We start from the raw sequence: 16,907 nt of genomic DNA, 5'->3' as shown, positions 1-16,907 counted from the left end.
ACGGGACGCCGCTCAGGTCGGGTCGTGACCGCGCGAGAGGTCGTCCCACGCGTCCATCTCGTCCACCGTCGCGGCGGGTGCGGCCGTCGCGCCCGCGGGGGCGCCGGCGGGAGTGCCGGCGGCCGCCTCGTAGCGGCGGGTGGAGCGCCATGAGCGGGCCGAGGCCAGGGCGGCCGCCCCCGTGAGGGCGGCCAGGACGCCGGCCGCCGCGCACACCCACGGCCACACGGTCACGGCGTAGGAGGCGGCGTCAGCGGTGGTGCCCGTGACGGCGGCGACCGCCGGGGTCGCCGTCGCCACCGGGTCCAGGGCGGCGACGACGGCGGACGAGGCGATGACCACGCCGGCCAGCACCGTCAGGAGGCCCACGACGACGGCGCCGACCCGGCGGGCCGTGGTCAGGGCGAGCGCCCCGGCCATCACGACGACGGCCATCGCGGTCGCCACGGGCGCCGCGGAGGCGCCCACGGCCCGCGCGTGGTCGGCCGTCCCACCCGTCAGGCCCGACGCCTCGACCCAGGTCTGCCCCGCGGTCGCGAGGACCAGCGCGCCGGAGGCGAGGGCGAGGAGCACCGCCGTGCGGCGGCGCATCACGCCTCCTCCAGCTCGGCGGCCGCGAGCACCGCACGCAGCGGGGCGGTGGCCTTGGTGACCGTCTCGGCGGCCTCGGCCCGCGGGTCCGAGTCCGCCACGATCCCGGCGCCGGCCTGCACGTGGGCCTGTCCGCGGTGCAGGGTCACGGAGCGGATGTTGATGGCCATGTCCATGTTGCCGGCGAGGTCGAAGTAGCCGACGACTCCTCCGTACGGCCCGCGCTCGGTGGGCTCCCACTCGTCCAGCAGCTGGAGCGCGCGCGGCTTGGGGGCTCCGGAGAGGGTGCCGGCCGGGAAGGCGGCCCGCAGCACCTGGAGGGCGTCGACGTCGTCGCGCAGGCGCCCCTCCACGTGGGAGACCAGGTGCAGGATGTGGCTGAACGCCTCCAGGCCCATGAACTGGGTGACCGCCACGGAACCGGCCTCGCACACCCGGGAGAGGTCGTTGCGGGAGAGGTCCACGAGCATGAGGTGCTCGGCGCGCTCCTTCTCGTCGTGGAGCAGGTCCTCGCCGAGGCGCGCGTCCTCCTGGGCGCTCGCCCCGCGGCGGCGCGAGCCGGCGATCGGGTGCGTGACGACGCGCCGGTCCTGGACGGTGACGAGGGCCTCGGGCGAGGAGCCGACGATCTCGTACGGCTCCCCCTCGGGCGTCTCGAAGGAGAAGAGGTACATGTACGGGCTCGGGTTGACCGTGCGCAGCACGCGGTACACGTCCTCCCCGCTCACGTCCGTGGTCACGGAGAGGCGGCGGGAGAGCACCGCCTGGAAGACCTCGCCGTCCCGGATGGCCTGCTGGGCCTTCCCGACGGCGGCTCGGAAGCCCTCGGCCCCCCAGCGGTCCTCGGCCTGCGCCGCCACGTCCTCCGCGGACGCGTCCAGCCAGCGGCGGGAGACGGCGTTCACGGGCTCGGGCACGGGCGTGCGGAGCCGCTCGACCATGGCGTCCAGCCGCGCGAGGGCGTCGTCGTGGGCCTGCTCGGCCCCGGTGGCGAGGCCGTTGCCGTTGATCGCGTTCGCGATGAGGGTGACGGTGCCGTCCACCGCGTCGTGCACGGCCAGGTCCGTGACGAGGTTCATGGCGAGGTCGGGCAGGCGCAGGTGGTCATCGGGCGGGTGCGGCAGGTGCTCCCACGAGCGCACCGTGTTCCAGCCCAGGAAGCCGACGAGCCCCGAGACCAGGTGCGGCAGCGCCACCCCCACCCGGTCCCGGACGTCCGTGCGCAGCAGGCGCAGGGAGTCGGCGAGGACCTCGAGGGCCGGGCCCTCGCGGCGCAGCCCCTCGGGGGGCGTGCCCTGCCAGTGGGCCTCGCCGTCGCGCGCCGTGAGGGTGGCCGCGGAGCCGGCGCCGATGAAGCTGTAGCGGGACCACGCGGCGCCCTGGGACGCGGACTCCATGAGGAAGGTGCCCGGACGCGATGCGGCGAGGCGGCGGTGGATGGCCAGGGGCGTGAGGCCGTCGGCGAGCACGGTGCGCACCACGGGGATCACGCGCGCGGTGTCCGCCAGGCGCAGGAACTCGGCGCGGTCGGGGGTGGCGTCGGAGGCGTGGGGGCGGGTCATCGGGCGTCCTCCTCGGGGGTGCGGCCCGTCAGGTCCGCGATCCGGCGGTCGGTGAAGCAGCTGGCGGTGCCGGTGTGGCACGCGGGCCCGGTCTGGTCGACGCGCAGCAGGAGCGTGTCGCCGTCGCAGTCCGCGCTGACGGCGAGGACGCGCTGTCGGTGGCCCGAGCTCTCGCCCTTGCGCCACAGCCTCCCGCGGGACCGGGACCAGTAGGTGGCCCATCCGGACTCGAGGGTGAGGCGCAGGGACTCCTCGTCCATCCACGCCATCATGAGCACCTCGCCCGTGTCGTGCTGCTGCGCGATGGCCGGGATGAGGCCCCGGTCGTCGAAGGTCAGGGACTCCGGGAGGCCGGCGGTCTGGGGGGTGCTCATGGAGGTCCATTCTAGGGAGCCGCGTGTAGCGTGGAGGCCATGGCCGAGACCCCCGCCGCCGCGCAGCACACCGCCACCGACTTCGCGGTGGCCTCGCGCGCCGCGCTGGTGGAGGCGCTGCTCGCGGCGGGCCCGGGGGCGCCCACGCTGTGTGAGGGCTGGCGCACGGAGCACCTGGCGGCCCACGTGCACCTGCGCGAGACCTCCCCCTCGGCCGCCGGGATCGTCCTGCCCGGGGTCGCCCGCCGCCGGCTCGCCCAGCTCACGCAGGAGCTCGGCGACGCCCACGCCTCCGAGGAGGGCTACGCCGAGCTCGTCGCGCTGGTGGCGCGCGGACCCCTGCGCGCGCCCGGCGAGGGTCCCCGCGTCGCAGCCCGGCTGCGGGGGCTGGCCGCGGCCGCCCGCCGGACCGCCCCGGGACGGCGCGTGGCCGGCCAGGTGCAGCTGCTCGAGTTCTTCGTGCACACCGAGGACGTGCGGCGTGCGCAGGAGCGCTGGGCCCCGCGCATCCTCGCCGACGACTACGCGGACATGCTCTACACCCGCCTGCGCGGTCGCGCGCGGCTCCTCTACCGCGGGGCCGAGACCGGGATCGTGCTCGCCCGCCGGCCCCGGCCCGCCTCGCGCGTGGACAACGCGCCCATCGTCGCGCGCCGGCCCGGCGAGGACGGCGTGAGCGTGCGCGTCACGGGGGCCGCCGGCGAGCTCGTCCTGCACGCGCACGGGCGACGCCGCGCCGCGCTCGTGACCACGGACCGCGTCACCGGCGCAGCCTGAGCCGCGCGGCGTGGTCCGTGCCCCTCAGCGGACGACGTGCCCCGCGGCGCGCAGCGCGTCCTTGACGCGGGCGAGCATGTCGTCCGGGCCGAAGTGGAACAGGGACGCGGCCAGCACCGCGTCCGCCCCCGCGGCCACCGCCTCCGGGAAGTGGGCCGGCTCCCCCGCGCCGCCCGAGGCGATCAGCGGCACACGGGTCACGGCCCGGACGTCGCGGATCATCTCGAGGTCGAAGCCGGCCCGCGTCCCGTCCGCGTCGATCGAGTTCAGCAGGATCTCCCCCACGCCGCGCTCGGACGCCTCCCGGCACCACTGCACCGCGTCGATGCCGGTGCCCGTGCGCCCGCCGTGGGTGGTGACCTCGTAGCCGGACGCACACGCGGGGTCCTGCGTGCGCCGCGCGTCGAGGGAGAGCACGAGCACCTGGGAGCCGAAGCGCCGGGTGATCTCCGTGATGAGCGCAGGGCGGGCGACGGCGGCGGTGTTCACCGAGGCCTTGTCCGCACCGGTGCGCAGGAGGCGGTCGACGTCGTCCACGGTCCGGACGCCGCCCCCCACCGTGAGCGGGATGAAGACCTCCTCCGCCGTGCGGGTGACGACGTCGTACGTGGTGGCGCGGTCCGCGGTGGAGGCGGTGACGTCGAGGAACGTGAGCTCGTCCGCCCCCGCGGCGTTGTAGCGGCGGGCGAGCTCGACCGGGTCGCCGGCGTCGCGCAGGTCCTCGAAGTTGACGCCCTTGACCACCCGCCCGGCGTCGACGTCGAGGCAGGGGATGACGCGGACGGCGACGGTCATGGCGGGGCTCCTTCGAGGCCGACGGGGGTGCGGACCGTGTGGTCCGAGGGGGTCAGAGGCGGATGGCGTGGATGGCGGAGATGAGGATGCCGCGGGCTCCGAGGTCGTACAGCTCGTCCATGACGCGGTTGGCGTCGCCCTTGCGCACCATGGAGCGCACGGCCACCATCGACTCGTCGCGCAGCGGGGAGACGGTCGGGGACTCCAGTCCCGGCGTGACCGCGGTGGCGCGGTCCAGGAGCTCGCGGCGGATGTCGTAGTCGATCATCACCCAGCGGCGGGCCACGAGGACGCCGTTGAGGCGGCGCAGCAGCACGTCGAGGCCCTCGGGCTGGGCGCCCCGGCGGCCGATCATGATCGCCTCGGAGTCGAGGATCGGCTCGCCGAAGACCTCCATGCCCGCGGCGCGCAGGGTGTTGCCGGTCTCCACGACGTCGGCGATCGCGTCCGCCACGCCGAGCTTCACGGAGGACTCGACGGCGCCGTCGAGGTGGACGACGGTGGCGTCCAGGCCGGTCCGCTCGAGGTACGCCGTGAGCAGGCCGTCGTAGCTCGTGGCGATGCGCCTGCCCGAGAGCTCGCCGGCCGCGCTGAACGCGCCGACCGGCGCGGCCAGGCGGAACACGGACCTCCCGAAGCCGAGCGCCATGACCTCCTCGGCGGTGTCCCCCACCTGCGCGTCGCAGAACAGGTCTCGGCCGGTCAGGCCGACGTCGAGGGTGCCCTGGCCGACGTACACCGCGATGTCGCGCGGCCGCAGGTAGAAGAACTCCACCTGGTTCTCCGGGTCGACGAGCACGAGCTCCCGGGAGTCGCGCCGCTGGCGGTAGCCGGCCTCCAGCAGGATCTCGCGGGCGGCCTCGGACAGGGCGCCCTTGTTGGGGACGGCGATGCGCAGCACGGTCTCTCCTCGTGGGGGGTTCAGGCGGGCGGCGGGGACGCGCGAGGTCGTCGCGCGGTCCCGCTCAGAGGTGGCGGTAGACGTCCTCGAGGGTGAGGCCCTTGGCGATCATCATCGTCTGCAGGTGGTAGAGCAGCTGCGAGATCTCCATGGCCGCCGCGTCGTCGGACTCGTGCTCGCACGCCATCCAGACCTCGGCGGCCTCCTCGACGACCTTCTTGCCGATGGCGTGGACGCCGGCGTCCACACGGGCGACCGTGTGGGAGCCCTCAGGGCGCTCGGCCACGGTGCGGGTCAGCTCGGCGAACAGCTCTTCGAAGGTCTTCACGGCCGTCACCCTAGCGGCACCCCGGTGGGGCGCGCCGTCGTCGTCCTCGTGTGACGCGGCAGCACCGTCCGGCGTGCCCTATCGGCGTGACGTCCACGGTCCGACGCGCAGCTCCGCTCCGCCCGGCACGCCGTCCTGGAGGTCGAAGGGCGCCGGGCCCGGACTCCCTCCCGGCTCGTCGGACACGCCGATGGGGGCCCGGAGCGCGGCGTCTCCCGGGGCGAGTCCGACCCGGACGGCCTGCGGAGTCCTCCCGTCGGCCAGAGTGCGGTAGCCCGGCCACAGGAGCCCGGCCACGGCCTGCTGCCCGGGCTCCAGGACCACGCCGAGATCGGGGTCCTCCCGGGCCGCCTGCTCCGGGGTGGGCGTCAGGGTCCGGGCGTCCATCGGTGCGAGGCGCAGGCCGATCGGGTCGCCGCCCTGCACGATCTCCACGTCCGGGCGGCCCCGCAGGGCGCAGGCGGCGTCCGACGTGTTCACGGCCGTGATCCCCGCCGAGGACGTGCCCATCGCGGAGTCGAATCCGCCGACCGTGAGTGCGAGCTGCTCTGAGCCGCAGGATGGCGTGCCGGCCGGGCCTGCGGTGTGGCGTCGGCCGGGGGTGCGGGCACCGGCCAGGCGGCCCAGGCGGCCATGAGGACGATGGCCGCGGCAGCCGGCAGGACGACGGCCGGCCTGGCCCGTCGCCGTGCCGGCGGACCGCAGCAGGGGGCCGCGGGCGCGCGGTCGACTCCGCCTCGCCCCAGAGTCGTGAACCACAGACCGTGGAGCAGGGGCGGAAGGAGGGCCACGACGAAGACCAGCGGTCCCAGGCCGACCGTCACGGCGGCCAGCGGGACGATGAGCAGCACGGTCGCCATGTGGGCCAGGGCGACAAGACCGGCGATGCGGTGGGCATCCCGGGGCGTGCGCCCGTGCGCCTCGAGGTAGGTGCGGCCGATCAGCGCGGCGATCACGGCCGCGAGCGCCGTCACCGCCGCCGCGAGGTGGAGGGACCGGCCGAGCGCCAGGAGGAGGAGGGGCAGCGCGAGGAGGTCGATCACCGGGACCGCCGCCACCCACAGCCGCCCCGGGGCATGCCGTGGGGTGACGAGGAGGACGAGGATCGACACGACGGCGCCCGTGAGCGCCGCGATGAGGAGGCCGTCCCTCCCTGGTGGTCCCCCGGCGCTGGACCCGGTGAGGGCCGGTCCGATCCGCAACGAGACCGCGAGGATCACGCCGCCGACGAAGCCCAGGAGCACGACGGGGACGTCGACACCCCGACGCTGCGGGGTGGGACCGCCGGGGGTCGGGGCGTCGCCGGTCTCCGTCTCCGCACGCCGACCCTCCGCGGCCAGGAACCACCCCGTGACGGCCGCTGCAGCGGCGAGGAGCGTGACCATGCGGTCGTGCTCGCGCGCCTCGGCCCACAGATCCTCGCACTGCCCGGTGTCGTCGCATTCCCAGAGGAACGCTGGGTCCGGCCCGAGCCCGGCGGCATGGACCCCGACGGCGAGCATCACCACCAGGGAGGCCGCCAGGAGCAGGGCCCCGAGGAGGCCGGCCTCCGGGGACGGCGTGCGCGCGGCTCCCTCGTCGGCCGGCCGGGCGTGCCTCAGGCCCCGGCGCCGCGCAGCGCCAGCTCGGTGAGCACGGCGGCCTCGAGCGCCTCGCGGCCCTTGTCCTCGCGCGAACCGGGCAGCCCGGCGCGGTCGCGGGCCTGGTCCTCGGTGTCCACGGTGAGGACGCCGAAGCCGACGGGCACTCCGGTGCGCACGGAGACCTCGGTGACGCCCTGGGTCACGGACTGGCACACGTACTCGAAGTGCGGGGTGCCGCCGCGCACCACGACGCCGAGCACGACCACGACGTCGTGGTCCGCGGCCAGGCGGGCGGCCGCCACGGTCAGCTCGACGGTGCCGGGCACGCGGACGAGGGCCGGTTCCAGGCCGATCTCCGCGGCGGCGGCGCGGGCGCCGGCGATGAGGCCGTCCATGATCTCGGTGTGCCACTGCGCGGCGACGATCACGGCGCGCAGCCCGGCGGCCGTGGCGCGGTCGGCCTCAGACAGGGCGGACAGGGTGGTCTGGGGTGCTCCGTGGCCGCTCATGCGGTCTCCTCCTGGGGGCTCGGGGTGGGGTGCATGGGGGTCGGCGTGGAGGCCGGTTCGCCGAGGTCACGGTCCGCGAGGGCATGGGCCATGCGGTCGCGCTTGGTGCGCAGGTACGCGGCGTTGTGCTCGGTGACGGGCGTGGGGGCGGGCACGCGCTCCACCACCTCGACCCCGCCGGCCCGCAGGCCCGCGACCTTGGCGGGGTTGTTCGTCACGAGGCGCACCCGCGGGTGCCCGGACTCGATCAGCACCCGGGCGGCGCCGGCGTAGTCACGCGCCTCCCCCGGCAGGCCGAGCGCGAGGTTGGCCTCCACGGTGTCCAGGCCCTCCTCCTGGAGGCGGTAGGCGCGGATCTTGGAGGCCAGGCCGATCCCGCGCCCCTCGTGGCCGCGCAGGTAGAGCACCGCGCCGCCCTCGGCCGCGGCGTGCGCCAGGGCGTCCTCGAGCTGCGGCCCGCAGTCGCAGCGCAGGGAGCCGAAGACGTCGCCCGTGAGGCACTCGGAGTGCACGCGCACCGTGAGCGGGTCCTCCGGCGCCGGCACGGGGTCGGCCAGGAGCAGCACGTGCTCCGCCCCCGTCTGCGGGTCGGGGTGCACGCTGACGCGGAAGACGCCGTGGCGGGTGGGCAGGGTGGCCTCGGGGGCGACGTCGGCCGGCAGCGGGCTCTCCGTCTCGAGATGCGCCACGAGGTCCGCGATGGAGACGAGCACGAGGCCGTGCTCGTCGGCGAACGCGCGCAGGGCGGGCAGGCGCATCATGGTGCCGTCGTCGTGGACGAGCTCGGCGATCGCGGCGACGGGCGGCAGGTCCGCGAGCGCGCACAGCTCGACGCCGGCCTCGGTGTGGCCGCGGCGGGCGCGCACGCCCCCGGGGACGGCGCGCAGCGGGAAGACGTGCCCGGGGCGGGTGAGGTCGGCCGGGTCGCTGTCCGCGCCGGCGAGCACGCGCAGGGTGCGGGTGCGGTCGGCGGCACTGATGCCGGTGGTGGTCCCCGCGACGGCGTCGACGCTCACGGTGTACGCGGTCCCCTTGGGGTCCTCGTTCACGGTGGTCATGGGCGGCAGCTCGAGGCGGTCCGCGAGGGCCCCCGGGAGCGGCGCGCAGATCACGCCGGAGGTGTGCCGCACGGTGAACGCGGTGACGGCGTCGGTGGCGAGGGCCGCGGCGTAGATGAGGTCGCCCTCGTTCTCGCGGTCCGCATCGTCCACGACGACGACGGGACGTCCGGCGGCGATCGCGGCGACGGCGTCGGGAATGGCGTCCAGGCGGATGTGCTCACTCCCGTGCTCACTCATGGGCGTCCTCCTCGGCGGCGCGGGTGGCGGGAATCAGGGCGAGGCGCTCGGCGTAGCGGGCCATCACGTCCGTCTCGAGGTTGACGCGGTCCCCCGGGGCGAGCCCGCCGAGGGTGGTGGCCCGCAGGGTGGCGGGGATGATCCCGACCTCGAACCAGTGCTCGGCGTCCCCGGGCGCGGAAACCGCGGTGACGGTGAGGGAGACGCCCTGCAGGGCGATCGAGCCCTGGGCGGGGACGTAGCGTGCGAGCGAGGCGGGCAGGCCGATGCGGATCGTGGTCCACGCGCCCTGGGGCGTGACGGAGAGGACCACCCCGACGCCGTCGACGTGGCCGAGCACGAGGTGCCCGTCGAGGTGGTCCGTGGGGCGCAGGCAGCGCTCGAGGTTGACGCGGTCCCCGGGGACGCGGTCCCCGAGGCTCGTCATCGCGAGGGTCTGCCCCATGAGGTCGGCGCGGAAGAGCCCGTCGGACTCCTTCCCGGAGTCGAGGGCGGTGAGGCACACGCCGTCGACGGCGAGCGAGCCGCCCGCGGGGAGCCCGTCGAGGGCGCCGCCGGCATCCAGGACAAGCGTGAGCGTGTCCTGCTCGGGGCGCGGCTCGACGGCGCGCACCGTGCCGAGGTGGGTGATGATCCCGGTGAACATGCGGATCCTTTGGTCGTGGGGGCGAGGGGGCAGCAGGGGGGGCGGTGGCCCGGGTCAGGGCGCGGGCATGAGGTGCGTCCAGACGTCCTCGCCGAGGGCCTTCACAGGGCCGCCCTCGGCGGGGTCGGGGACGAGGCGGATTCCGTCGGCGAGCGTGCCGACATCCAGACCGGCGACGGCGGGCAGCCCCGCGCCCAGGAGCAGCGGCGCCGTGTACGCCATGACCTCGTCCACGAGGCCGGCGGAGAACCACGCGCCGAGGACGTGCGGGCCCCCCTCGACGAGGACGTGCTCGGCGCGGCGGCCGTGGGGCCACGGCCCGGGGTGGGCGGCGATCGCCGCGAGCACGTCGTGGGGGTCGCGCTCTCCCGTCTGCAGCACGACGGGGTGCGCGGCGTGCAGCAGCACGGCGTCGGCGGGGATCCGACGGCGGCCCTGGACCACGGGGACGGGCTGGCGCGCGGCCGCGGCGCCGTCGGCGGCCCGGGCGGTGAGGCGCGGGTCGTCGGCGAGGACGGTGCCCGTGCCCACCACGATCGCGTCCACGCGGGCGCGCACCTCGTGGGCGTGGTGGCGGGAGGCCTCCCCCGTGATCCAGCGGCTCGTCCCGTCGGCGGCGGCGGCGTTCCCGTCGAGGGACTGGGCCAGGTGCGCCGTCACCCAGGGGCGTCCCGCGGCGCGCGCGGCCCGCCAGCGCGCCGTGAGGGCGACGGCGGCCGCCTCCCCCGTCGGGCCCTCCACGCGCACCCCGTAGCGGGACAGGCGGGCGGCGCCCCCGCCGTCGTCACCCGTGGGGTCGGCGACGGCGTAGCGCAGGGCGCCGAAGCCCGCGCGGAGGACGGCCTCCGAGCACGGGCCCGTAGTGCCGGTGTGGTCGCAGGGCTCGAGGGTCACGTGGAGCGTGAGGTCGGCGGGGTCGAACGCCGCTGTGTCGAGGGCGGCGAGCCCGGGGCCGGCGGCGCGGGCGGCCTCCCACCGGGCGATCGCGTCGACCTCGGCGTGGGCCGTGCCGCGGCCGCGGTGGTGACCGACGGCGAGCACGGCGCCGTCGGGGGCGGTCAGGACGGCGCCCACGAGCGGGTTGGCGCCGCGCACGCCGCGCAGGGCCGCGGCGGCCGCGAGGTCCATCGGGGTGCTCGTCGAGGGGGTGCTCATCGCGTGCCCTCCCGGTCCTTGGCGCGCAGCCACACGAAGAAGCCGATCAGGGTGAAGACCCCATAGAACGCGTACATCACCGCGGAGGCGTAGTAGCCGCTGCTCCACAGCAGGGGCACGCCGACGACGTCGACGGCCACCCACACGAGCCAGAACTCCACCCAGCCGCGGGCCATGCCGTACGTGGCGAGCAGGGAGCCGACGAAGGTCCAGGCGTCCGCCCACACCGGCTCCCACGAGCCGAGGGCGCGGAACACCGGGGTGAGGGCGAGGGTGCCGATCAGCAGGCCCAGCACGAGGAGCGTCCGCCCGCCCCGGCCGGCCCACTCGGGGGTGATCGCGGGGGCGTGGTCGCCGCGGCCGCGGCTCGCGGCCCGCCAGCGGGCCCAGCCGTACACGGAGACCGCGATGAACATGACCTGGCGGCCGGCCTGGCCGAGGAGCGTCGCGTGGTCGGCGCCGCCGAAGAGGGAGGCGAGGAACACCGTGAGCAGGAGCGCGTTGCCGATGATCCCGACGGGCCATGCCCAGACCTTGCGGGCCATGCCGCCGAGCGCGGACGCCAGCCCGAAGAGGTTGCCGATCACCTCCCGCATCAGGAGGCCGCCGCCGGCGACGGGGATGGTCCAGGTGAAGACGTCCACGAGCCACTGCATGGGGGCTGACGCCACCTCCTCGGTTCGGGACTCCGAGGGGTGCGCTCCGCAGCCCTCCCGCGTCAGCGCGCGGGACGGCACGGCCGCGTGCCTCTCCCATCCCGACTGTACGGTCGGCACCGGAATTCCACCGGTCAGGCCGCGGTCCCGGACCCTCGGGTGAGGGCGGGGCGCGCGGTTAGCGGGCTGTCACCGCCGGTGCGGACTTCCACCGCATCTCGGAGCACGTTGCGTGCTCCAGTATGCCACGCGGCCTCGGGGGTTCGCGGGGCCGGCGCTGCGGGCCGAGGGTGTTCAGCCGCAGGCGTGACGCGCGGCGTCCCGCAGGGCGACGACGGCCGCGTCCGGATCGTCGGCGCCGAACACGGCGGAGCCGGCCACGAAGGTGTCCGCCCCGGCCTCGGCCGCGCGCTCGATCGTGTCCCGGTTGACGCCGCCGTCCACCTGGAGGGCGAGCGGAGTCGCGGCGCCGTCCAGGGCGGCACGGGCGCGGCGGATCTTGGGCAGCACGACGTCCAGGAACGCTTGGCCCCCGAAGCCGGGCTCCACCGTCATCAGCAGGAGCTTGTCCAGCTCGGGGAGCATGTCCAGGTACGGCTCGACGGGGGTGGCCGGCTTGAGCGCCATGCCCGCCCGGGACCCGCGGGCGCGCAGCTCGCGGGCCAGGCGTACGGGGGCGCCGGAGGCCTCGGCGTGGAAGGTCACGGACTCGGCGCCGGCCTCGGCGTAGTCCGGGGCCCACCGGTCGGCGTCGGCGATCATCAGGTGGATGTCCAGGGGAAGCGCCGTGGCGGCCCGGATGGCCTGCACGACGGGCAGGCCGAGCGTCAGGTTCGGGACGAAGTGGTTGTCCATCACGTCCACGTGCACCGCGTCCGCACTCGGGATGCGGGCGAGCTCCTCCGCCAGCCGGGCGAAGTCCGCCGAGAGGATCGAGGGGTGGAGACGGGGGCTGTGCAGACGCGGGGCGTGCGGACCCTCAGCCACGGTCCTCACCCTCCGCCGGCGCCCGGAACAGGGCGAGGAACATCGCGTCCGTGCCGTGGCGGTGGGGCCAGAGCTGGGCGGTGCGGGCCGTGGCCTCCTCGGCCGGGGGTCCGTCGTCCTCCCCGCCGTCACCGGCGCCGGCCGGGGCGCCGCCGAGCCCGAGGTCCGCGAGCGCGACCTCCGCGAGCGCCGCCGGGGCGTCGACCTGCTCGAGCCGCGGATGGCGGCGCAGCAGGTCCTGGACCTGGACCGTCGTCTCGGCCACGTGCGGGGAGCACGTGACGTAGGCGAGCACGCCGCCGGGAGCGAGGACGGAGACGGCGGCGTCCAGGAGCTCGGCCTGCAGGCCGGTGAGCTCGGCGAGGTCGGCCGGCGTGCGGCGCCAGCGGGACTCGGGCCGGCGGCGCAGGGCGCCCAGGCCGGTGCAGGGGGCGTCCACGAGGATCCGGTCGTAGCCGTCCCCCGGGGTCTCCACCGCGTCGGCGATCCGCCGCCCGTCCCCCGTGTGCGCCGTCCAGGCCTCCCGCGGCACGGCGGCCAGGGCGGAGCGGACCAGGTCGGTGCGGTGCGGTGCGAGCTCGTTGGCCGTGAGGGTGGCGCCGCGCTCGGCGGCCAGCGCGGCCAGCAGGGCGGCCTTGCCGCCGGGCCCCGCGCACAGGTCGAGCCAGCGCTCGGCCCGCTCGGAGGCGTCGGACGCGCGGGGCACGGCCACGAGGGCGCGGGCCGTCAGCTGGGAGCCGACGTCCTGCACCCGGACGAGGCCCTCACGCACCCCGGGCAGGCGGGAGGCGTCGCCGCCGGCGTGCAGGGCCGAGCCGGGAGCGAGCGGACCGGGCTCGGCGCCGTCCGCGATCACCCGGGCGAGCGCCTCCTCCCCGCCGTCGACGGGCAGGGCCACGAGGTTCACCACCGGTGCCGCGTTGTCCGCGGCGAGCAGCTCCTCGATCTGGTCGGCGTCCGCGCCGGGGTGGGCGGCGAGCGCCTGGCGCAGTGCGCGCACGATCCACACGGGATGGGAGGTGCGCACCGCCAGGGCGGCGTCGCCGCCGTCGGCCGGGGCGACGTCGGCCAGCCAGTCCTCGAGCGGGCGCTCGGAGACACGGCGCAGGACGGCGTTGACGAAGCCGGACGGCCCGGCGCCGATCTCGGAGCGCACGAGCGCGACCGTGGCGTCGAGCGCGGCATGCGCGGGCACGCGCATGGCGAGCAGCTGGTGGGCGCCGAGGCGCAGCGCGTCCAGCACGGGCGGGTCGATCTGCTCCAGGGGACGGTCCACGCAGCGGGCCAGGACGGCGTCGTAGAGCCCGCGGCCGCGCAGGGTGCCGTAGGCCAGCTCCGTGGCGAAGGCGGCGTCGCGGCGGTCCAGCCGGGCCTGGTGGATGCGCGGGGGCAGCACGAGGTTCGCGTAGGCGTCCTCGGCGTGGACGGCGCGCACGGCCTCGAACGCCACCCGGCGCGCGGGGTCGGCGCTGCGGGAGCGCTGCGAGGGCGCCTGGGACGAGAACTGCCGTCCCGCTCCGGAGCGGCCGCGGCTGCGGGTGCGCCCCTGCGCGTCGCGGCGGGGCTCGCCGCGCCCGCCCTTGCCGGCTGCGGCCGGCCGGCCCGAGCGCTCTCCGCCTCCGGCGCCGCCGCGCCCGCGGCCCTGGCCGCCGGTCCCCTCGGATGCTCCGCTCATGCTGGTCCCTCCTGCCGTGCGGCGGCCCGTTCGGCCGCCCGCTGCTGCTCCCGCTCCCCGTGGGCCGCGAGTGCGGCGCCGGAGAGGAGCGTGGCGCCCTCGCCGGCGCCGCGCGCCCAGTCGAGGGCGGGCATGGTCGTCTTGCCGGCCGGCTGGACCGTGCTCAGCCGCACCGCGCCGCCGTCGGTCCGCAGCCAGGCGCCCTTGGCCACCACGGCGATGCGTCCCGGGGCCAGCGGCGCGAGCTCGGCCGGCCAGGCGGCGTCGTCCTCGGCCACGGGGGCGACGCCGCCGAGCTTGAAGCGCACGGGCTCGGCGTCTGCGCGGGCCGCCAGCCAGCCCCAGGCGCCCGGCTCGGGGGTGACACCGTTGATGCGCGCGGCCACCCGGCCGGCGGGGGCGGCGGCGTCCACCAGGCCGTCCTCGGCGGTGAGCTTGGCGGCGTGGGTGGGCTCGCCCTCCTGGGGCGCGGCGACGGCGGTGCCGTCCGCGAGCGCGTCGAGCACGTCCAGCACCAGCGGGCCGCCCCGTTCGGCGAGGTCCGCCAGCAGGTCGCCCGAGGTCTCGTCGGGGGCCACCTCGCGCGTGAGGCGGGCGAACACCGGGCCGGTGTCCAGGCCCTCCTCGAGCTGGAACACGTCCGCCCCCGTCACCGCGACGCCGTCCATCACGGCGCGCTGCACCGGGGCGGCGCCGCGGTAGGCGGGCAGATGCGAGAAGTGCAGGTTGAGCCACCCCAGGCGCGGGATCCGCAGCGCGTCGGCGGGGACGAGCGCCCCGTAGGCGACGACCACTGCGACGTCGGCGTCCAGCCCGCGGATCGAGGCCACCGCCTCGGCGCCGGCCTCGCCGCGCAGGCGATCCGCCTTGACGGCGGGGAGCCCGGCCTCGGCCGCCGCCGCCGCGACGGGCGAGGGCGTGAGCACCCGCTTGCGGCCGACGGGAGCGTCCGGGCGGGTGAGGACGCCCACGACGTCGTGGTCGGAGGCCAGCAGGGCCCGCAGCACGGGCACGGCGGTGGCCGGCGTGCCGGCGAAGAGGACGCGCAGGGGGGCGCTCATCGGCCGCCTCCCCGGGCCGAGCCGGCGAAGACGGAGCCGACGGCGGCGGCGCGCTCCGCGCTCACCCGGGCGGCGGTGCGGTCGACCTCGCCGGCCCGCAGGCGGCGGCGGGCCTCGCGGCGCTCGTCGCCGTCGAGCCGGTCGATGTAGAGCATGCCGTCGAGGTGGTCGGCCTCGTGCTGCAGGCAGCGGGCCACCAGGCCCGTCCCCCGGTGCTCGACGGGCGCCCCGTCCACGTCGACGCCGGTCACGACGGCCTCGACGGCGCGCGCGGGGTGGTAGCGCAGCCCGGGCACGGAGAGGCAGCCCTCGCCGAGGTCCCGGCTGGTCTCCTCGCCCCGGACCAGCACGGGGTTCACCACGTGGCCGGCCATGCCGTCCACGTCGAACACGAAGACCCGCAGGCCCACGCCCACCTGCGGGGCGGCGAGCCCCACGCCGCCGACGGCGTGCATGGTCTCGACCATGTCCGCGACGAGGCGGCGCACGTCGACGCCCGCGGGGACGGGCGCGGCGGGGGTGCGCAGCACGGGATCGGGCACGGTGCGGAGGGGGAGGACGGTCACGCGGTCACCCTATCGGCCGGGCCCGCCTCCGCGGCCGCGGGCCCGGTGCCGGTCGGCTCCGCCGCCCCGCCGAAGGCCGCCGCGCGGGCGGCCTCCAGGCCGCCCGCCGACGCCGCCGGGACCGCCACCGGGGGCGGGCCGATCACGCGCAGCGCCGGGCCCGCGTCGGCGACGGCCTGCGCGTGCGTCCACACCTGGCGCAGCGCCCAGAACTTGTGCCAGTGCCGCGGCAGCACGGCGGGGTTGGCCTGGTGGACGGCCACCTCCGTCTCCCCCAGGGCGACGCCGAGCAGCATCTCCGCGGCGCCGTGCTGCCAGGGCTCCCACGTGCCGGCCTCGGCGTCCACGAGCGACTCCTCCGCCTTGAGGCCCGCGGTGAGCTGCATGACCACCTTCGGGTCGAGCGCCTTGACGCGGCCGTCCCTGCCGGTGCCCTTGGTCTTGTAGTCGATCAGGCACAGCCGACCGCCGATCCGCGCCACGAGGTCCAGGGTGCCGGCGTAGCCCACGGTGTGGTTCCACACGGTGATCTCTGCGGCCACGGGCCTCACGTCGTAGAGGTCCCACCACTCGTCGAAGCGGTCTGCGTAGGCCCCCTCCCCGTGCTCGATCAGTGCGGCCCGGGCCTCGGCCATGGTGTGCGGCTGCCCGAGGGCGCGGCGCGAGACCTGCTCCGCGTAGTCGTGGACGCGGTCTCCGCGCTCGGCCGCGGCGTCGCGGAAGCGCGCGGCCGCGTCCGCCGACTGGCGGGCGACCTCCCGCAGGCGGGCGGAGGAGCCGACCGCCTGGGCCAGGCGCTCGTCCTTGACCACGGCGTCCGCGGCCATCCATCCGATCCAGCCGTCCAGGTCCGTCTTCTCCATGCCGATCACCGTCGTGATGGAGGGGACTTCGGGCAGGCCCGAGAGCGAGCGGGCGTACATGCGTCCGGACGGCGTCTGGTGCGCGAGTCGTGGCTGGGTCATGGTCAGACATCCTCTCAAACGCCCCGGACGGGACAGGGCGGCGGGGACGGTCAGGATCCGCCCGGACACGCCGGCACGGGGCCGATTTGGCGGGAGGGCCCGGCATGGTCTAGAGTTCTTTCTCGTTGGAAATCGCGGTTTCGGTTCTTCGGAACGGGCTCCCGGTTCCCTTCTGCGGATGTAGCTCAGCTGGCTAGAGCGCCACCTTGCCAAGGTGGAGGTCGCGAGTTCGAATCTCGTCATCCGCTCGCTCCACCTTCACCCCTGGTCGGGTGGCCGAGAGGCGAGGCAGCGGCCTGCAAAGCCGTATACGCGGGTTCGAATCCCGTCCCGACCTCGCAGTCCCCCGGCATGAGGGTGGCGGCATGTTCACCGTTCCTCGGAATGGATGAGCGCGATTAGCGCAGCGGTAGCGCGCTTCCCTGACACGGAAGAGGTCACTGGTTCGATCCCAGTATCGCGCACGGACTGACCCCCC

At 76.3% G+C, this 16,907-nt stretch carries 19 protein-coding genes and 3 tRNA genes; 4 read left to right on the top strand and 18 right to left on the bottom strand.

All coding sequences use genetic code 11. The annotated features are described in order from the left end of the window. Nucleotides 1-12: 12 nt before the first annotated feature. From KZX60_RS07320 to hisI, 3 genes are read right to left on the bottom strand one after another with little or no spacing between them, the layout of a single operon-like run. Entirely contained in the window at nucleotides 13-591 is a 579-nt protein-coding gene (locus KZX60_RS07320) for a Trp biosynthesis-associated membrane protein (protein WP_248116934.1), read from the bottom strand. Further along, entirely contained in the window at nucleotides 591-2,153 is a 1,563-nt protein-coding gene (locus KZX60_RS07315; RefSeq protein WP_248116933.1) for a chorismate-binding protein, read from the bottom strand. Before KZX60_RS07315 ends, KZX60_RS07320 begins: the two co-directional genes overlap by 1 nt. Beyond that, a complete protein-coding gene (gene hisI / locus KZX60_RS07310; RefSeq protein WP_248116931.1) occupies nucleotides 2,150-2,527 on the bottom strand; it encodes a phosphoribosyl-AMP cyclohydrolase in 378 nt (125 codons plus the stop codon). Before hisI ends, KZX60_RS07315 begins: the two co-directional genes overlap by 4 nt. 39 nt (nucleotides 2,528-2,566) lie before the next feature. On the opposite strand from hisI, the gene KZX60_RS07305 reads away from it, so the two are divergent. Then, nucleotides 2,567-3,304 carry a maleylpyruvate isomerase family mycothiol-dependent enzyme gene (locus tag KZX60_RS07305; RefSeq protein WP_248116929.1) on the top strand — a complete coding sequence of 246 codons (738 nt, stop codon included), beginning with the start codon at nucleotides 2,567-2,569 and terminating at the stop codon, nucleotides 3,302-3,304. Nucleotides 3,305-3,328: 24 nt separating this feature from the next. On the opposite strand, the gene hisF is transcribed toward KZX60_RS07305, so the two are convergent. The 15 genes from hisF to KZX60_RS07230 form a co-directional block, all read right to left on the bottom strand. After that, nucleotides 3,329-4,099 (bottom strand): imidazole glycerol phosphate synthase subunit HisF, encoded by a 771-nt coding sequence (gene hisF / locus KZX60_RS07300; RefSeq protein ID WP_248116927.1) that lies wholly within the window; start codon nucleotides 4,097-4,099, stop codon nucleotides 3,329-3,331. A gap of 52 nt (nucleotides 4,100-4,151) precedes the next feature. Beyond that, a complete protein-coding gene (gene hisG / locus KZX60_RS07295) occupies nucleotides 4,152-5,000 on the bottom strand; it encodes an ATP phosphoribosyltransferase (protein WP_248116925.1) in 849 nt (282 codons plus the stop codon). A gap of 64 nt (nucleotides 5,001-5,064) precedes the next feature. Further along, nucleotides 5,065-5,328 carry a phosphoribosyl-ATP diphosphatase gene (locus KZX60_RS07290; protein WP_248116922.1) on the bottom strand — a complete coding sequence of 88 codons (264 nt, stop codon included), beginning with the start codon at nucleotides 5,326-5,328 and terminating at the stop codon, nucleotides 5,065-5,067. A 78-nt stretch (nucleotides 5,329-5,406) separates the two neighbouring features. Continuing rightward, nucleotides 5,407-5,838: a DUF4232 domain-containing protein gene (locus KZX60_RS07285; protein WP_248116920.1), complete on the bottom strand. Its 432-nt coding sequence runs from the start codon at nucleotides 5,836-5,838 to the stop codon at nucleotides 5,407-5,409. Continuing rightward, nucleotides 5,805-6,830, bottom strand: a complete 1,026-nt coding sequence (locus KZX60_RS07280; RefSeq protein ID WP_248116919.1) for a hypothetical protein — start codon at nucleotides 6,828-6,830, stop codon at nucleotides 5,805-5,807. The genes KZX60_RS07285 and KZX60_RS07280 overlap by 34 nt, the downstream gene beginning before the upstream one ends. 95 nt (nucleotides 6,831-6,925) lie before the next feature. Beyond that, complete coding sequence (ribH, locus tag KZX60_RS07275) at nucleotides 6,926-7,420, bottom strand: 6,7-dimethyl-8-ribityllumazine synthase (protein WP_248116917.1); 495 nt, start codon at nucleotides 7,418-7,420, stop codon at nucleotides 6,926-6,928. Beyond that, complete coding sequence (gene ribB, locus KZX60_RS07270; RefSeq protein WP_248116915.1) at nucleotides 7,417-8,718, bottom strand: 3,4-dihydroxy-2-butanone-4-phosphate synthase; 1,302 nt, start codon at nucleotides 8,716-8,718, stop codon at nucleotides 7,417-7,419. Before ribB ends, ribH begins: the two co-directional genes overlap by 4 nt. Beyond that, complete coding sequence (locus tag KZX60_RS07265) at nucleotides 8,711-9,364, bottom strand: riboflavin synthase (protein WP_248116913.1); 654 nt, start codon at nucleotides 9,362-9,364, stop codon at nucleotides 8,711-8,713. Before KZX60_RS07265 ends, ribB begins: the two co-directional genes overlap by 8 nt. Before the next feature lie 54 nt (nucleotides 9,365-9,418). Then, nucleotides 9,419-10,519, bottom strand: a complete 1,101-nt coding sequence (gene ribD, locus KZX60_RS07260) for a bifunctional diaminohydroxyphosphoribosylaminopyrimidine deaminase/5-amino-6-(5-phosphoribosylamino)uracil reductase RibD (RefSeq protein ID WP_248116911.1) — start codon at nucleotides 10,517-10,519, stop codon at nucleotides 9,419-9,421. Next, nucleotides 10,516-11,175: a nicotinamide riboside transporter PnuC gene (pnuC, locus tag KZX60_RS07255; protein WP_248116909.1), complete on the bottom strand. Its 660-nt coding sequence runs from the start codon at nucleotides 11,173-11,175 to the stop codon at nucleotides 10,516-10,518. Before pnuC ends, ribD begins: the two co-directional genes overlap by 4 nt. Nucleotides 11,176-11,469: 294 nt before the next feature. Then, the gene (gene rpe, locus KZX60_RS07250) at nucleotides 11,470-12,162 is read right to left on the bottom strand and encodes a ribulose-phosphate 3-epimerase (RefSeq protein WP_248116907.1); all 693 of its coding nucleotides are present in this window, start codon (nucleotides 12,160-12,162) and stop codon (nucleotides 11,470-11,472) included. Beyond that, nucleotides 12,155-13,837: a transcription antitermination factor NusB gene (locus tag KZX60_RS07245; RefSeq protein WP_248116905.1), complete on the bottom strand. Its 1,683-nt coding sequence runs from the start codon at nucleotides 13,835-13,837 to the stop codon at nucleotides 12,155-12,157. The genes rpe and KZX60_RS07245 overlap by 8 nt, the downstream gene beginning before the upstream one ends. Continuing rightward, nucleotides 13,834-14,898, bottom strand: a complete 1,065-nt coding sequence (locus KZX60_RS07240; RefSeq protein WP_248116903.1) for a methionyl-tRNA formyltransferase — start codon at nucleotides 14,896-14,898, stop codon at nucleotides 13,834-13,836. Before KZX60_RS07240 ends, KZX60_RS07245 begins: the two co-directional genes overlap by 4 nt. After that, a complete protein-coding gene (gene def / locus KZX60_RS07235; RefSeq protein WP_248116901.1) occupies nucleotides 14,895-15,464 on the bottom strand; it encodes a peptide deformylase in 570 nt (189 codons plus the stop codon). The genes KZX60_RS07240 and def overlap by 4 nt, the downstream gene beginning before the upstream one ends. Further along, complete coding sequence (locus KZX60_RS07230) at nucleotides 15,461-16,429, bottom strand: PD-(D/E)XK nuclease family protein (RefSeq protein WP_248116899.1); 969 nt, start codon at nucleotides 16,427-16,429, stop codon at nucleotides 15,461-15,463. The genes def and KZX60_RS07230 overlap by 4 nt, the downstream gene beginning before the upstream one ends. A gap of 174 nt (nucleotides 16,430-16,603) precedes the next feature. Here KZX60_RS07230 and KZX60_RS07225 point away from each other — a divergent pair. The 3 genes from KZX60_RS07225 (at nucleotide 16,604) to KZX60_RS07215 (ending at nucleotide 16,893) form a co-directional block, all read left to right on the top strand. Next, nucleotides 16,604-16,677: transfer RNA gene (locus KZX60_RS07225), tRNA-Gly, on the top strand. Nucleotides 16,678-16,695: 18 nt separating this feature from the next. Beyond that, a tRNA-Cys gene (locus KZX60_RS07220) sits at nucleotides 16,696-16,766 on the top strand. 55 nt (nucleotides 16,767-16,821) lie between these two features. Further along, nucleotides 16,822-16,893 (top strand) — tRNA-Val (locus KZX60_RS07215). Nucleotides 16,894-16,907: the final 14 nt, after the last annotated feature.

This window comes from Micrococcus sp. EYE_212, assembly GCF_023147585.1.
Classification (GTDB): domain Bacteria; phylum Actinomycetota; class Actinomycetes; order Actinomycetales; family Micrococcaceae; genus Micrococcus.
This window is presented reverse-complemented; position numbering and strand designations above follow the sequence as displayed.

What these genes read in the sequence shown, in the direction of transcription:
- KZX60_RS07305 (WP_248116929.1), top strand. Translation starts at nt 2,567, where the DNA reads ATGGCCGAGACCCCCGCCGCCGCGCAGCACACCGCCACCGACTTCGCG.
- KZX60_RS07240 (WP_248116903.1), bottom strand. Translation starts at nt 14,898, where the DNA reads ATGAGCGCCCCCCTGCGCGTCCTCTTCGCCGGCACGCCGGCCACCGCC.
- ribB (WP_248116915.1), bottom strand. Translation starts at nt 8,718, where the DNA reads ATGAGTGAGCACGGGAGTGAGCACATCCGCCTGGACGCCATTCCCGAC.
- KZX60_RS07265 (WP_248116913.1), bottom strand. Translation starts at nt 9,364, where the DNA reads ATGTTCACCGGGATCATCACCCACCTCGGCACGGTGCGCGCCGTCGAG.
- ribH (WP_248116917.1), bottom strand. Translation starts at nt 7,420, where the DNA reads ATGAGCGGCCACGGAGCACCCCAGACCACCCTGTCCGCCCTGTCTGAG.
- hisI (WP_248116931.1), bottom strand. Translation starts at nt 2,527, where the DNA reads ATGAGCACCCCCCAGACCGCCGGCCTCCCGGAGTCCCTGACCTTCGAC.
- KZX60_RS07320 (WP_248116934.1), bottom strand. Translation starts at nt 591, where the DNA reads ATGCGCCGCCGCACGGCGGTGCTCCTCGCCCTCGCCTCCGGCGCGCTG.
- KZX60_RS07315 (WP_248116933.1), bottom strand. Translation starts at nt 2,153, where the DNA reads ATGACCCGCCCCCACGCCTCCGACGCCACCCCCGACCGCGCCGAGTTC.
- KZX60_RS07285 (WP_248116920.1), bottom strand. Translation starts at nt 5,838, where the DNA reads ATGGGCACGTCCTCGGCGGGGATCACGGCCGTGAACACGTCGGACGCC.
- ribD (WP_248116911.1), bottom strand. Translation starts at nt 10,519, where the DNA reads ATGAGCACCCCCTCGACGAGCACCCCGATGGACCTCGCGGCCGCCGCG.
- KZX60_RS07230 (WP_248116899.1), bottom strand. Translation starts at nt 16,429, where the DNA reads ATGACCCAGCCACGACTCGCGCACCAGACGCCGTCCGGACGCATGTAC.
- KZX60_RS07280 (WP_248116919.1), bottom strand. Translation starts at nt 6,830, where the DNA reads ATGCTCGCCGTCGGGGTCCATGCCGCCGGGCTCGGGCCGGACCCAGCG.
- hisF (WP_248116927.1), bottom strand. Translation starts at nt 4,099, where the DNA reads ATGACCGTCGCCGTCCGCGTCATCCCCTGCCTCGACGTCGACGCCGGG.
- pnuC (WP_248116909.1), bottom strand. Translation starts at nt 11,175, where the DNA reads ATGCAGTGGCTCGTGGACGTCTTCACCTGGACCATCCCCGTCGCCGGC.
- KZX60_RS07245 (WP_248116905.1), bottom strand. Translation starts at nt 13,837, where the DNA reads ATGAGCGGAGCATCCGAGGGGACCGGCGGCCAGGGCCGCGGGCGCGGC.